This is a genomic window from Helicobacter sp. MIT 00-7814 (assembly GCF_003364115.1).
Lineage (GTDB): Bacteria > Campylobacterota > Campylobacteria > Campylobacterales > Helicobacteraceae > Helicobacter_F.
Map to the genome: position 1 here is coordinate 1 of NZ_NXLL01000013.1, position 14,010 is coordinate 14,010.

12 protein-coding genes are annotated in these 14,010 nt (G+C 42.3%); 2 read left to right on the forward strand and 10 right to left on the reverse strand.

Annotated features, from left to right (window positions below; all coding sequences use genetic code 11):
• Window positions 1-120: 120 nt before the first annotated feature.
• The 5 genes from CQA49_RS05265 to CQA49_RS05285 all read right to left on the reverse strand — a co-directional run bounded on the left by CQA49_RS05265 (window position 121) and on the right by CQA49_RS05285 (window position 5,122).
• On the reverse strand, window positions 121-969 hold the full coding sequence (locus tag CQA49_RS05265) for a hypothetical protein (RefSeq protein WP_115574922.1): 849 nt from the start codon (window positions 967-969) through the stop codon (window positions 121-123).
• A gap of 9 nt (window positions 970-978) precedes the next feature.
• A complete protein-coding gene (locus CQA49_RS05270; RefSeq protein ID WP_115574923.1) occupies window positions 979-1,839 on the reverse strand; it encodes a hypothetical protein in 861 nt (286 codons plus the stop codon).
• 106 nt (window positions 1,840-1,945) lie between these two features.
• A complete protein-coding gene (locus tag CQA49_RS05275; RefSeq protein ID WP_220271726.1) occupies window positions 1,946-2,794 on the reverse strand; it encodes a biotin synthase in 849 nt (282 codons plus the stop codon).
• 48 nt (window positions 2,795-2,842) lie between these two features.
• The gene (locus CQA49_RS05280) at window positions 2,843-3,841 is read right to left on the reverse strand and encodes a Gfo/Idh/MocA family protein (protein ID WP_115574925.1); all 999 of its coding nucleotides are present in this window, start codon (window positions 3,839-3,841) and stop codon (window positions 2,843-2,845) included.
• Between the two features lie 15 nt (window positions 3,842-3,856).
• Window positions 3,857-5,122, reverse strand: a complete 1,266-nt coding sequence (locus tag CQA49_RS05285) for a DegT/DnrJ/EryC1/StrS aminotransferase family protein (protein ID WP_115574926.1) — start codon at window positions 5,120-5,122, stop codon at window positions 3,857-3,859.
• A gap of 126 nt (window positions 5,123-5,248) precedes the next feature.
• Here CQA49_RS05285 and CQA49_RS05290 point away from each other — a divergent pair, with 126 nt between their 5' ends.
• Window positions 5,249-6,835 (forward strand): flagellin A, encoded by a 1,587-nt coding sequence (locus CQA49_RS05290; protein ID WP_115574927.1) that lies wholly within the window; start codon window positions 5,249-5,251, stop codon window positions 6,833-6,835.
• A 117-nt stretch (window positions 6,836-6,952) separates the two neighbouring features.
• Here CQA49_RS05290 and CQA49_RS05295 read toward each other — a convergent pair whose 3' ends face one another.
• The 5 genes from CQA49_RS05295 to CQA49_RS05315 form a co-directional block, all read right to left on the reverse strand.
• A complete protein-coding gene (locus CQA49_RS05295; RefSeq protein ID WP_147288655.1) occupies window positions 6,953-7,402 on the reverse strand; it encodes a hypothetical protein in 450 nt (149 codons plus the stop codon).
• Complete coding sequence (locus tag CQA49_RS05300; protein ID WP_181882614.1) at window positions 7,372-9,198, reverse strand: DUF4105 domain-containing protein; 1,827 nt, start codon at window positions 9,196-9,198, stop codon at window positions 7,372-7,374. The genes CQA49_RS05295 and CQA49_RS05300 overlap by 31 nt, the downstream gene beginning before the upstream one ends.
• A gap of 73 nt (window positions 9,199-9,271) precedes the next feature.
• The gene (locus tag CQA49_RS05305; protein ID WP_115574930.1) at window positions 9,272-9,709 is read right to left on the reverse strand and encodes a DUF3015 family protein; all 438 of its coding nucleotides are present in this window, start codon (window positions 9,707-9,709) and stop codon (window positions 9,272-9,274) included.
• 80 nt (window positions 9,710-9,789) lie between these two features.
• Entirely contained in the window at window positions 9,790-11,856 is a 2,067-nt protein-coding gene (locus tag CQA49_RS05310; protein WP_115574931.1) for a heavy metal translocating P-type ATPase, read from the reverse strand.
• A 168-nt stretch (window positions 11,857-12,024) separates the two neighbouring features.
• Window positions 12,025-12,735, reverse strand: a complete 711-nt coding sequence (locus CQA49_RS05315) for a CinA family protein (RefSeq protein WP_258864206.1) — start codon at window positions 12,733-12,735, stop codon at window positions 12,025-12,027.
• A 104-nt stretch (window positions 12,736-12,839) separates the two neighbouring features.
• Between CQA49_RS05315 and ppk2 the strand changes: the two genes are divergently transcribed.
• A complete protein-coding gene (gene ppk2 / locus CQA49_RS05320) occupies window positions 12,840-13,916 on the forward strand; it encodes a polyphosphate kinase 2 (RefSeq protein ID WP_115574932.1) in 1,077 nt (358 codons plus the stop codon).
• Window positions 13,917-14,010: the final 94 nt, after the last annotated feature.

Genomic DNA, 14,010 nt, shown 5'->3' on the forward strand with positions numbered 1-14,010 from the left:
CCCTTATCCCCCTGCACCCCCAAACCCCGACAACGCTTTTAGGGGTTACGCATTTTCAATGCGTAACTTGAATTCCTTTAAATTTTTGCGTGGGCGGTATTAAGCTCAAAAAACTAACCCCTAAAAATCCCACGAATAGTAGAATCTCACAATATGCGAGGTGTTTTTGGGCTCATAGAGCGCTACATCTTTGCCGGTATAATCTGTGAGGCGCGCGGGATTTGAGCCTTCCACGCTCCAAAACTCATATATCACGCCAAAGGAATTTTTCTCCCCATCTTTGTTGAAAAAAGAAAATCCCACTTTTGCAATTCCCCCCAAGCCTTTTGTCTGCGTGGTATCAAGCGCACCACTATAGCCCCAGCCATAGCCATTTGTGTAGTGATTCCCAAATAAAAAGAGATTGTAGCCAAGCGCATAATCAAGGGCTAATTTCTCACTTAGCGCAACTTGTCCCTCCACCTCAAGCGGAATATACGCATAGCCCTGCAGACGCGGGATAGAGAGGAAATTTGTCCAATTAAAATAATACCCAAACCCGCTTTGCAGATACAAACTCGCAGAAGAAAAGGACTTTAGCACATCATAGCCCACGCGCCCCACACCTTTTATAAAAGTATTGCCAATGAGCGTTTGCAGGCTTTGCCCATCGCGATTTGCATTTGAAGTATCAAGTACAGCGCCGGTATAAAGCCCAATCGAAGCATTAATCTCTGCTAGCGCGTCAAGTTTTAGCCCATTTTCATACGCCTTGCCAAGACTCCCAAACACGCCAAGTGGCGCAGTATCCATACGCATGACAAAATCCCCTCGCCTATCAACCTCGCCATAGTAGTAATATCCAGCGCTTAAGCCTACATTTTTATATACGCCATTTTTTAGCAAACTCATCTTTTCTGCGCCATTCACCACGCCTTGCAATCCCAAAAACACAAGAGCCACAAAATAAAAAATATTCATTCTTTTCATACAGCCCCCTTAGAATCCAAAGCCAATTTTTAGGTTGATACCCAAAGTGTTGTTTGATGGATAAAACACATCTGCGCGCACATCGCCTAAGATTGCGGGGTTAGAATTTGGCGTGCGGGAAGGTGTGAGAATCTGCTGTGTGGGGCTTTGCGGTGCGTAGATATAGCTTAAGATTAACCTTGCAAAGAATCTCGCATCTTTGCTGACTTTATAACTCACTCCCGCGCCCAAGCGCACACCATACGAAATCACATACTCTTTTGCCCTCTCTTGCGCGCTTTTCCTCACCGTGGTAGGACCAAAATTATAAATCGTGCTCATCAAATCAAACGCGCCAAGATAATAGATTCCAAACTTTTCATTATGATAAAACAGCCCCTCGACTTCAAAGGGGATCACAGAATGCACGATATCCGCATACGCATCGCCCACACTTGCGATTGCTATATCTTTGACATACATTCCGCTATTAAGATAAAGTGTGCCATGCGTGGCGTTGCTGCGCTCAAGGATATTTATCCCGCCTTTTAAGCCAAACTCAAAATTTAGAAGTTGCTTCGCGCCTTGATAGCGCGTGGTGGTATCGACAATGCTAGGATTGCTTGAAACAAAACTTGCGCTCTTATCACTCATAGGCGAAGAAAGAAAGCTTCCTAGCAAGCCAATTTTGAAAGTATTTTGCAAAATATAGCCAAGCTCAAAGCCAATGCCACTAGGGATTGCGCTCGCGCTTGCATTGCTATTTGTATGGTAAAAATAGCCTGTATTAAAGCTTGCCTCACCATAAAATCCGCTTTTAGCCTCTAAGCTAAAACCTTGCGAACAAAGCAAAAACGCGCACAATAAGAGTTTTTTACAATGCCTTTTCAAAAGAATCCTTTTTAGAAAAAAATTCCTAAGGATTCTATCTAAAAACTTATATATTTAGTGGCTAAATTTTACACGCAAAATACGCCAACTGCGCTAAACAACGCGCTTAATGGCAACTCGTAGCAGCAACATAGCCATAAGAAAGTATGCGCTCCACATCTTTTTTAGGCGCTTCGCCCTGCGTGGTGAGATAATCGCCCAGCACAACGGCATTTATCCCACATTCAAAGAGTGCCTTTTGCTCCTCGCCAAAAATATGCTCTCTCCCGCCTGCTATCATCAAACGCGTATTTGGCAAAAACTCGCGCGCCAGCACCACGCATTCTAGCGCCTCTTCTTTGGTGAGCTTTTGGGCAGAAAGTGGCAAGTTTGGATTTGCGATAAAAAAATTTATCGGGCTTGAGTGCGGGGTGAGAATCTGCAAGGTTTTTAGCATATCAATCCTATCGCTCCAGCTCTCCCCTAGCCCAAAAATCCCGCCACTGCAAAGCCCAAGCTCGGCTTTTAGCGTATTTTCGCAAGTCTCAAAGCGCTCATTCCAAGTGTGCGTGCTACACACCTGCGGGAAAAAATTCTTTGAAGTCTCTAAATTGTGATTGTAGCTATCCACGCCGCTCTTTTTAAGGTATTTTAGAGAATCCAAATCCGCACGCCCACAGCACGCGATAATATGCAAGCCCAAATCTGCCTCTTTTATCGCGCTTGCAGCCTTTGCGATATATTCACATTTATTAGAATCTAGCCCGCGCCCAGAAGTTACTAGACAAAACCCAAGCGCGCCATATTCCTTTAGCGTCCTTGCTTCTTGCAAAATCTTTTCAATCGGCTTGTTTTTATAAGTTGCAATTTGTGTATTGTATTTCGCACTTTGCGTGCAGTATTTGCAGTCCTCCGCGCAGTTTCCAGAAGTCACATTGCAAATACTGCAAAGAAAAATTTCATTTTGAGCACTCACCTTTTTTCTCCTAATTTCCTTAATTCAAAGTTGTTGTGTTGTTTTACGCTACGCGCTTAGTTTGATTATTTCATTTGCCACAAGGGGGGGGGCTATGAGATTTTGTATCTTATTTGCCACAAGCATGGCGTTTTTGCCATCATTTTCATTTGGTGCTTTTGGGCTACTTTTACCACTGCGACACATATTTGCAAAGTCTAGCAATTCCAAAAGTAGCGCTTCTTGCGGGCGCACCTCGATAGATTCACTCCGACTAGAAATTGAGATATTATGCAAATGTTGCTCGATAGTTTGCTTATTTACAAGCACTTCTTTACTTAAAAGATTGCAATCCACATACATATCTTCACAAGTTACGCTTATTTGACGGATTCTCTTTTCTGTCACGCGTGAAGCGGTGATGGTGCTAAATGCGCCATTTGTGTGCGTTATCATCGCGCGCGCGTATTCTATCATGCCATTGATTACCACGCCATGGGCTTCTATCTTTTCCGCCGCTCCGTTAAAAAGCAAACTCAAATCAATATCATGTATCATCAAATCCATCACCACATCAACATCTGTAATGCGATTGCTCATTTTATTTGTGCGGGTTAAATCGATATTAAAAATCCGCTTTGAGTTTTTCAGCAACTCCTGCAGTGCGCAAATCGCCGGATTATAGCGCTCGATAAAGCCTACTTGGATATTGAGATTCTTTGTTTTGGCAGCATTAACGATGATTTCAGTTGTATCAAGCGTGTCGGTTAGGGGCTTTTCGACAAAGATATTTTTGATATGACTGCTCACTTTTTGGATATAGTCAAAATGCGTAAATGTCGGCGTTACGATAATCACACCATCGCTTGCTTTTAATGCGTCCTCTAGCTCGCTATCATTTTTAAGCGCGTGGATTCCAAATTCTTTGGCAGTTTTTTGCAAAAGCTCTTCATTCGCATCATAGATAAAGCTCACCTCGACATTTTTTAACATATTGAGATTTCGCAAGTGGTTTTGCCCCATTTTGCCAATGCCTAGCAAGCCGATTTTTACAAGTTTATTTTCCATGAGAAATTGCCTTTTTTAAAGTTTGTGGATTTGAGAATCTAGCGTCTTTATAATGTAGTCTTGCTCCTCGTGTGTGAGAAACGCGCTAAAAGGAAGCGAGAAAATCTCACTTGAGACTTTTTCGCTCACTGGGAAATCGCCAAGCTTGTAATCAAGGTAGCGCAAAGATTCTTGCAAATGTAGTGGGATAGGATAATGCACAGCTGTTGGGATACCTTGAGCGTTAAGCGCATTAAGCAAAGTTTCTCTTTTTTGCGCGCGGGATTTAAGCGCAGATTCATCAAGTGGCGCGCTTTCGCACAAAGAGTGAGAATCCACCAAACGCAAGGAATACTGCGCATACACGCTCACGCAGTTATTTGGCACAAAAGGCAAAATAAGGCGCGGATTAGAATCTGCACTTTGCGTAGCCCCGCTTTTTTGAGCGGATTCTAAAAACGCAGATTCTGACAAGCTCAAAGGTGCAAAGCCTTCATTATAGCGCTTTGCTAGCTCTTGACGCGTGGCAAGTTCAGATTCAAAGTATTTGAGTTTTGCATTCAATACCGCGCACTGCAGGGAATCTAGCCTTGCATTAAGCCCGATATATTTATGCACATAGCGCCCGATTTGCCCGTGATTGAGGATTGAAGCGATTTTGGAATCTAGCTCCTCATCGTTGCAAAATATCGCCCCGCCATCGCCATAGCACCCAAGCGGTTTTGAGGGGAAAAAGCTCGTTACGCCAATGCTCACAACGCCTTCCTTGCCTAAATTGCAACTTTTGCGCCCTTTATAAAGCGCGCCAAAGCTCTGACATGCATCTTCGATTACTGCGAGATTATGCGTTTTAGCGATTTCATTGATTCTATCCATATCCGCGGGCAAACCATACAAGCTCACAGGGATTATGGCTTTGGTTTGAGGGGTAATTGCTTCTTCGATTTTGTTTGGATCAATATTATAAGTGCGCTCATCAATATCCACAAATACCGGCTTTGCACCAAGTAGTGCTATCATCTCGGCTGTAGCGATGAAGGTAAAAGGCGTAGTTATCACCTCATCACCGCGCGTAATGCCAAGCGCCATAAGCGCCACCAAAAGAGAATCCGTCCCACTAGAAATCGCCTTTGCTCCCGCGCTTCCTACAAACTTCGCAAGATTAGATTCTAGCTCTTGCACGCTTTTACCCAAAATATAACTGCTAGATTCCAAAACTTCCGCCATGTGAGAATCTATATCCGCTTTATAGGCACTGTATTGGGCTTTGAGATTGATAAACTCAATGCGCTTTGTATTCATTAATAAGCCTTTTGTTAGATTTTTCAAGCAAATTCTACCAAAAAAGTATTAAAGTTTTTTGCGACTTTCCGATTTACACCTCAACCTATCGCAAGGACGCGGAGGAATAACTACAAGGAGTAACACATGGCTTTCCAAGTCAATACAAACATTAACGCACTTAACTCACATGTGCAAGGGGTCTTCACACAAAATAGCTTGAAAAGTTCTTTGGAAAAATTAAGCTCAGGTTTAAGAATTAACAAAGCAGCTGATGACGCGTCAGGTATGACGATTGCAGATAGTTTGAGAAGTCAAGCTAGCGCGCTAGGGCAAGCTATTAAAAACACAAATGATGGTATGGGGATTATCCAAATTGCGGATAAAGCGATGGATGAGCAAATCAAAATCCTTGATACAATCAAAGTAAAAGCCGTGCAAGCAGCACAAGATGGACAATCTACACAATCTCGTCAAGCAATTCAAGCTGACATTAAACGCTTGATTGAAGGTCTAGATATGATTGGTAATACAACCACTTACAACGGACAAGCTTTGCTTTCTGGTGCATTCTCTAATAAAGAATTTCAAGTGGGCGCGTATTCTAACCAAAGCATTAAAGCATCTATTGGTTCTACAACTTCTGATAAAATCGGTCAAGCGCGTATCGAAACAGGTCAGAATGTGACTTCAACTGGTGAAGTGAAAATTAAATTCATCAATGTTGATGGTATCAATGATGTCGAGCTAGAATCTGTAAAAATCTCTACTTCAGCAGGCACAGGTTTAGGAAACCTCGCAGAAGTTATCAATAAAAACTCTGATAAAACAGGTGTGCGCGCACAGGCAAATGTTATCACCACTTCAGATGACGCGATTAAAGCAGGATCACTTGGTGGCGTGGTGCTAAATGGCGTAACAATTGGTGATATCATCGGTATTAGAGATAATGACAGCGATGGACGCTTGGTGCAAGCAATCAATGCTGCTACTCAAGATACAGGTGTGGAAGCTTACACAGACAATCTTGGTCGCTTAAATCTACGAAGCACAGATGGACGCGGTATTAGCTTTGTAACAACAGGCGTGGTAAATCAACCCGGTGCAGGACAAGGCGGACAAGGACAACAAGGACAAGGTGCGCTTGCTATTGATACCGTTAATGGCGGACAAAATATCCAAGGAACAGTTAATAATGGTGTAGCTACAGGTGGTTCTATGAACCTTGGGCGTCTTTCACTTGTGCGCACAGACGCAAGAGATATCCTTGTAAGCGGAACAGGTGTGAGTGCTACAGGCTATAGCCCAAATCAAACCGTGGCAGAAGCTACTGTGAATCTTCGTGAAGTTACAGGCTCTTTTGGTGCGGATATCCGCTCTGCTGCTGGTGGTAACTACAATGGCGTATTTGCTGCTGAAGACAAAGGGCTTGGCGCTGGTGTAACAAGCTTACGTGGTGCGATGGTGGTAATGGATATCGCAGAATCTGCTACAAAAATGCTTGATAAAATCCGCGCTGACTTAGGTTCTGTACAAGGACAAATGGTGAGCACAGTAAATAACATTAGCGTTACTCAAGTGAATGTCAAAGCAGCTGAATCTCAAATCCGCGAAGTGGATTTCGCAGCTGAAAGCACAGAATTTAGCAAGCTCAATATCCTTGCTCAATCTGGTAGCTATGCACTTTCACAAGCAAACGCAGTGCAACAAAATATCCTAAGACTTCTTAACTAATCTTAAGAAAGTCTTTCAAAAGCTAGGGGCTTCCCCTAGCTCTCTTACAAATCCCCCTACAAAACCAAATCCCTAAAAATCCCTTTTTCTTAGCAATTTTTTATAACTCTATAGAATTTAAAAATAGATTCTCGCGCCACTTTGGACTGAAAGCGTAGAAGTGTAATTATTTGGCACAAGGTTATATTCCAAAGTTGTGAAAAGCCCTAGATTATGGATAAGATTAATTGACGCGCTCAAAGTGACATAATGCCCAAAAGTGCGCAAATCATAAGCCCTAAATTTATATTCTGTATTAAATTTCAAGCGCGCATCGTTTGAAAGCGAAACCCCAAGCACATTTGCAAGCAAAAAATCTGCTTTATTTTTGGTATTAAAATAAATTGTTGGCTCAAAGAGATAATAGGCAAACGAATTGCGCCCGATATTTTTTGACACACCCCCGCCAAAGGACGCATAAGCGCGCAAATGTGGTGTCAAAAACTGCCTTGAAGCACCCAAATCCATTCTATAAGAAAATGGCGTGAAAAATTTGCTCACGCCTGCAAATGAGCCGATGGATAGCAAGTGGCTTGATGGACTTGCAAAACTTGATTATTTTTAGAATCTAAGCCCGCATAAGCTAAGACTTTTAAAAACTCGATTTGCGCACCTTTCAAATATCCCAAATCATTATCCGTAATATCATGGTAAGTCAAGCGAAAATCAAGCCCTAGTGCATTTGTAGCATTGCGCGCATTGTGAGAATCTAACCTTGCGTGATAAAAATACATTGGACTTACGCGCAAACCTTGATTTGCCCCTAATGGCGAGCTAGGCGCGGGCGGTTGCAACGCAGTGCTTGCACCTAGATTGCTACGCTCTAGCGCAGCTTTGTGCGCAATATCGGTGTATTGCTCCTTTTCAAGCTTGCCCTTCATATACCAATACTCGCTCATTTCAATGCTAGATTCTAAAATAAATTGCTTTTGGTTGAGAGAAAGCACAGAATCTCGCGCTATAGTTTGGGGCTCAATTTTCCCTAATGCCACTTTCTTTGCCTTCCTCACATCGCCAAAACTCATATAGCGCTCATACTCAAGCAGTTTTGTGCGTTTACTTGGGCGAAAAGTCTCTTTTTCAATCAATCCTGCCTCATTAATGGCATGCAATGTTTCAGGCGGATTGACTTGATAGATAAACTTTTTGCGTAGATTTAGGCTCGGGCGCGCGACTTCAAGCAACCACAGCATATTATACGAGCAATTTTCATCAAAAAAATAATACCACGCCCACGCATCGCCAAGCTCCCAAATATGCCGATACATCTGCGCAATCTCATCACTTGTAAGATTTAGATCAAACTCCCAAATATCGCGGTTTTCAGAATCCCGATATTCTTTAATCTTGTCGTAATATGGCAAAATCGAGTAACGCCCCTCATAAAAGCCCAGCAAGCCTTTATACGCAAACGCAAGACCATTTTCGCTTTTCTCATCAGCGGCAGCTTGGTAATTGATTGCAAAAGAGAGCAAGCGCGAGTTAAAGCCGGAATTTAGCAATAAAAATGTATGCCCAAACATCGAAGCAGGCGAGTTAATATGCGCGGAAGGAAAAATAAGCGTGGCACTTTTTGGATTGACATAATCGCGCATTTGGTGGAATTCCTCGCATTCTACTTGCGGAAGATTCTCAAAATTTAGCACAGAATTAAGATAAAAAAAGCGCGCAGGAAAGCGACAAATCGCGTGATAATCTTGCTTTTTTGCCGAACGGCGTGGCAGTGAAGTCACCGCGGAATCCAAAAGCGCATTTGTTTTTGAAACCTTTTCTTCAAAATCTTTTGGCACTTCCACCAAATCTATTGGCGTATAAAATGCCTTGATAGTAGCGATAAGCTCAGCCTCCGCGTCCTTTTTGCCATTTGGCGCGTAAAAAAATTCTAGCGAATCAATCTCGCTTTCCCACCTGCCAAAATGAAGCAAATCTCGCCATTGCTTAGAATCTGCAAGCTTGAGCTCTAGGGCTTTGTTGATAGGATTTGTAGATTCTATTCCATTAATTGTATCACCTTCGCGGGAATGAATCCCGCTCGGCTCCGCTTCGCGTGCATACTCGGGGTTTTTTTGATTTGTTAGATTTGTAGATTCTGTAATGCTGTTTGGTTGATGAGATTCTATGTCATTAATTGTATCACCTTCGCGGGAATGAATCCCGCTCGGCTCCGCTCCACTGCGTTGCGCGCTCATACTCGGCGTTTTTTGGTTGCTTAGATTTGTAGATTCTGCAATGTTTTTTGGTTGATAAGGTTTAGAATCCGCCAGCAGTGGAGGAAAGAGCGAAATAAAAAGAAGCCAAAGAAAAAAGAGTTTGGGAAATTTCATCATTATTTATAAAGTAGTGTGTAAAAGCGCCCCATTTTGCAAGTATTTTTGCGTAATGAGGGCTTTTAAAAAATTAAAGTGTAGCTACGCCGCCTAGCACATCAGCCATTTGAGCGTCTTTGCTTGCGTAAAGTTTATTGTAGTTTTCTTGCAATGCTACTTTGAAGCCTTCTTTATCCTCAACTTTTAGAAGCTCTACTAAAGTATCAAGTGACTCGCCCTTGCCTTGCGCGATTTCTTTAGAAAGTTGGTCCATATTTGAAGCCACAAATTCTTGTGTGCGTGTATCCATTACGAGACCTTCATTTTTACAACCAAGCGTTCCTGAAGTGATACCAAAAGTTTGATTCCAAAGAGTTGAGTTTGTTGTAAGTTGTAAAATATTCCAAACAAGCCCTTTTTTGTCAATCAAATATGATCCAAGACCACAACCTGTATTCGAGTTTGCCGCAGCAAATGTGCCACTTACCAATGTGCCTGCTAGGGCTAAACTTACTAGAACTTTTTTCATTGTCCTGCTCCTAAAATAGATTTTGAAAGCTTAAAGCTTTCGGGCGTGCATTGTGCCAATTCTTTACTTAAAAATAGATTTTACAATTTCAAGCATCGCATTGCATTTGCTAAGGCTATCAGCGCCACGCCCACATCGCCAAAAACTGCTTCCCAAATATTTGCCAAGCCAAAAAGCCCAAGCACGATAAACGCGCCTTTGACTGCAAGCGCGAAAATAATATTTTGATAAATGATGATTTTTGTTTTTTTAGCGATTTTTATGCTTTTTAAAAGCGTGCCAAGAGAATCATTTAGCAAAATCACATCAGCATTTTGATGACTTATATCACTTCCCCCACCCATAGCGATCCCAACATCAGCAAGCGCTAAAGTCGGCGCGTCATTGATTCCATCGCCTACAAAGGCAACTTTGCCTTTGCCCTTATTTTGAACGCGTGCTTTTAATTCAGAAAAAATCCTTGACTTATCTTGTGGCAATAAGGAATGATAATACTCACAACCTAGCTTTTTTGCCACCACTTCGCATGGATATTTCCCATCGCCACTTAGCATAACGCATTCTATGCCCATATTTTTGAGCTCATGTAGCACTTCTATCGCGTCATTTTTAAGCTCATCAGCAATTAGAATATAGCCCAAATAGCTTTTATCCACGCTAATATGTATCACGCTTCCTTCCACATGGCAGGTATTATGCAAAATATCAAACTTATGCAAAATCTTATCATTTCCCGCGATTATCTCGTGATTATCACATACAGCGCGCACACCAAGCCCGGAAAGCTCCTCATACTCGCTCACATGGTGCGTGTGGGAAAGCTCCTCATACGCGCTTTTGATAGATTGTGCGATGGGGTGATTTGAGAGATTATGCGCACACAGGGCGTAATGCAAAACATCATTTTTACTATAGCCTTGAGCAGGGAAAATATCAATCACCTTAAAAACGCCCTTTGTGAGCGTGCCGGTTTTATCAAACGCGATGAGAGAGAGCTTACTTAGCGCCTCAAGGTAGTTTGAGCCTTTTAAAAGCGCACCATTTTTACTCGCTGCGCTTAATCCCCCAAAATAGCCAATCGGCACAGACACCACCAGCGCACAAGGACAGCTCACCATCAACACCACAAGCGCGCGGTGAATCCACTCTTCAAAAGATTCCCCAAAAACAAGTGGCGGGATAATCGCAATAAGCACAGCAAGCGCAAGCACGATAGGTGTGTAATAGCGCGCAAAAGTGGTGATGAAATTTTCTGTATAAGATTTTTGCGAAGAAGCATTTGTGATAAGCTCGGTAATTTTAGCAATTTGGCTTTTTTCAAAAGGGCGCAAGATTCTAAGCTTTATCGCACTTCCTAGCGCAATTGAGCCAGAAAGCACTTCAGAATCCTTGCTAAAATCACAGGGCAGAGATTCCCCGCTAATTGCCGCGCAGTTAAAACTCGCGCTAGATTCTAAAAGCGTGCTATCACAAGGCAGCATTTCTCCCGCATACAGCACGATTTCATCACCCACTTTCAATTCCTTTGGATCAATATCCTCAACCTGTGCGCCTTCAATTTTATGCGCGATGGTTGTTTGGTCCAAAGTAGCGGCGTTTATTGTGTCTTTTGACTTTTTCACGCTCACATCTTGCAGATATTCCCCCGCGGAAAAAAACAGCATAATACTCACCGCCTCTTCCCACGCACCAATGCAAAATGCCGCAATGGACGCGCTTAGCATAAGCACATTTTCATCAAAAAACTCTTTTTTCTTAAAACTCCTTAGCGCACCCAAAAACACATTGCGCCCGCTTACAAGGTAGATCCCAACCCAAAAAATATGAAAAAACACCTCATAATTTTGCGCGCCTTCAATATAGTGAAACACCCAAAGCGACGTCAAAAACAGCGCCACCAAACCAAGAAGCAAGAAAAACTGCGAATTAAAAAAATAAGTCTTTTCCTTTTTCTCACTCAAAGTCACATCTGGCTCTAGGCGCGCAATGAGCGCTTTTATAGATTCTATATCATCGCAGTCAATTTGCAAAGTATTAAGCGCAAAAGAAAGTTTGACTTCGCGCACACCCGGCGCATTTTTGAGCTCTTTTTCAATCTTTGCAGCACAAGAAGCACAATCTAAATTTTTTATAAAAAATGTCTGCATAAATCTGTCCTTAAAGTAAATCTCATAGAATCTTGCAATCTTGCAAATCCCGCAATTTCGCGTGCCAAAATGGCGGTGAGATTCTCATTTTCCCTTAAAAATTAGAATAATTCTTAAGAAGCCTCGCATTATATGATTTTTGGGTAAAAATCGCGCAATTGTTTTTCTCTAAGATTCTAAAATCTCTCTAATTAGCATAATAATCGCGCTTTCACACGCTTGCTTTTGGATACTTGTGCGCGTCCCTTTGAAGCAATGGCGCTCGATTTTTGCGCCTTTATTTTTGCCCTGCACACTTATAAACACAAGCCCTACAGGCTTTTGCGCACTTCCGCCCAGCGGTCCTGCAATCCCACTTGTCGCAAGCGCAATATCCGCGCCACTTAGCTCTAGCGCGCCTTTAGTCATCTGTCCAACGACAGATTCACTCACCGCACCAAAAGTTTCTAAACTTTGAGAATCCACCTTAAGCCACTTTTGCTTTATCGCGTTTGCATAGCTTATCACGCCTCCATCAAAGACTTCTGACGCGCCACTAAGTTTGGTAAATTGATACGCCAAAAGCCCGCCGGTGCAACTTTCGGCGGTGGTGAGTTTGAGATTTTTTGCTTTTAAGAGATTGAGCGCGATTTGTGGCAGACTTTCGCCAAAAAGCGCTTTTGAGCCAAAGAGCGCCAAAACTTCCGCGCAAAATCCTTTCAAGCCAGAATCATTTGAGCCAGCGCGCGGTTCATCATTTTCACGCGCACAAAGCAAAGAATCCTTTTCCTCTAGCACCACACCAAAACGCTGTGCTTGCCTATTGAGCAGGATTTTTGCACTTTGAGAATCCACACCTAATAAAAGTAAATTTATCTTGCGCATTTTAGATTGTTTCATTTTTTACCTCCGCATACAAAACTTCTAATTTTAAAAGCTATTTTAAGTAACAACTTTTTGTTAAATGATACCATATTAGCTTATTTGAATTACAAGGAGTGAGCATGTCTAAGGAAAAGCAGTTGGTTATCCGCCCGGAGAATGAGCTTGATTTAAAAGAAGTGTATAAGGCTAAAAATGGTCGCATGAAAGAGAGCTTTTACGAGCAAGAATTGCAAAAACTTCACATTGAATTATGCAAGTTGCAAAATTGGGTGAAAAAGTATGATAAAAAAATCGCCATACTTTTTGAAGGGCGCGATGCAGCGGGGAAAGGTGGCACAATCAAAGCATTGAAAGAACATCTAAATCCGCGTGGTTGTCGCACGGTGGCACTTCCTAAGCCAAGCGAGGTAGAGCGCACAGAATGGTATTTCAAACGCTATATTTCAACATTGCCAAGCGGTGGGGAAATCGTCTTTTATGATCGTAGCTGGTATAACCGCGCGGGTGTGGAGCGCGTGATGGGCTTTTGCTCACAAGAGCAGTATAAAGAGTTTATCACGCAAGTGGCGAATTTGGAGCATATGCTAATCGCAAGTGGGACGATGATTTTTAAATATTTCCTTGATGTGGGGAAAGATGAGCAAAAACGCAGAATCTTGCGTCGCAAAACTGATCCGCTTCGCATGTGGAAGCTAAGTCCGATTGATGATAAATCGCTAAGCTTGTGGAATGAATACACCGAAGCATTTGAAAAAATGTTTGCGCGCACGCATACGCATTTTTGCCCGTGGATTTTGGTGAATACCAACGACAAAAAGCGCGCAAGGCTCAATATCGCGCGCGATTTGCTAAGCAAAATCGATTATGAAGAAAAGGATCAAACGCGCGTATGCCTTTTGCCTGATCCGCATATCGTGTGGCAGTATTCTGAATACCAACACCACAGCGATGACCCAACGCAGGAGATTCTAAGGCAGTTTAAAGAGCGCAAAAAGGCTGAAAAATCCCAAAAGAAAAAAGACAAAAAACTTCAAGCCAAAGAGCAAAAAGAGTTGAAAATCTTAAAAGCAAAAGAGCAAGAGGTGAAAAAAGAGCTTGCAAAAAGTGGAAAAGATTCTAAACAAAAAGAGCTCAAAGCGCCTAAAGAAAATAAAGAATCTAAGGCAAATCAAGAGAGCAAAGCTAAAGATTCTTAAAAATAGCGCAATAAAATCTCTTTAAGAAAATCTCGCAACCTTAATTGCCTTCTTAATTGCTTCTTTAGTTGCGCTTATTGCGTTAAATTAAGGA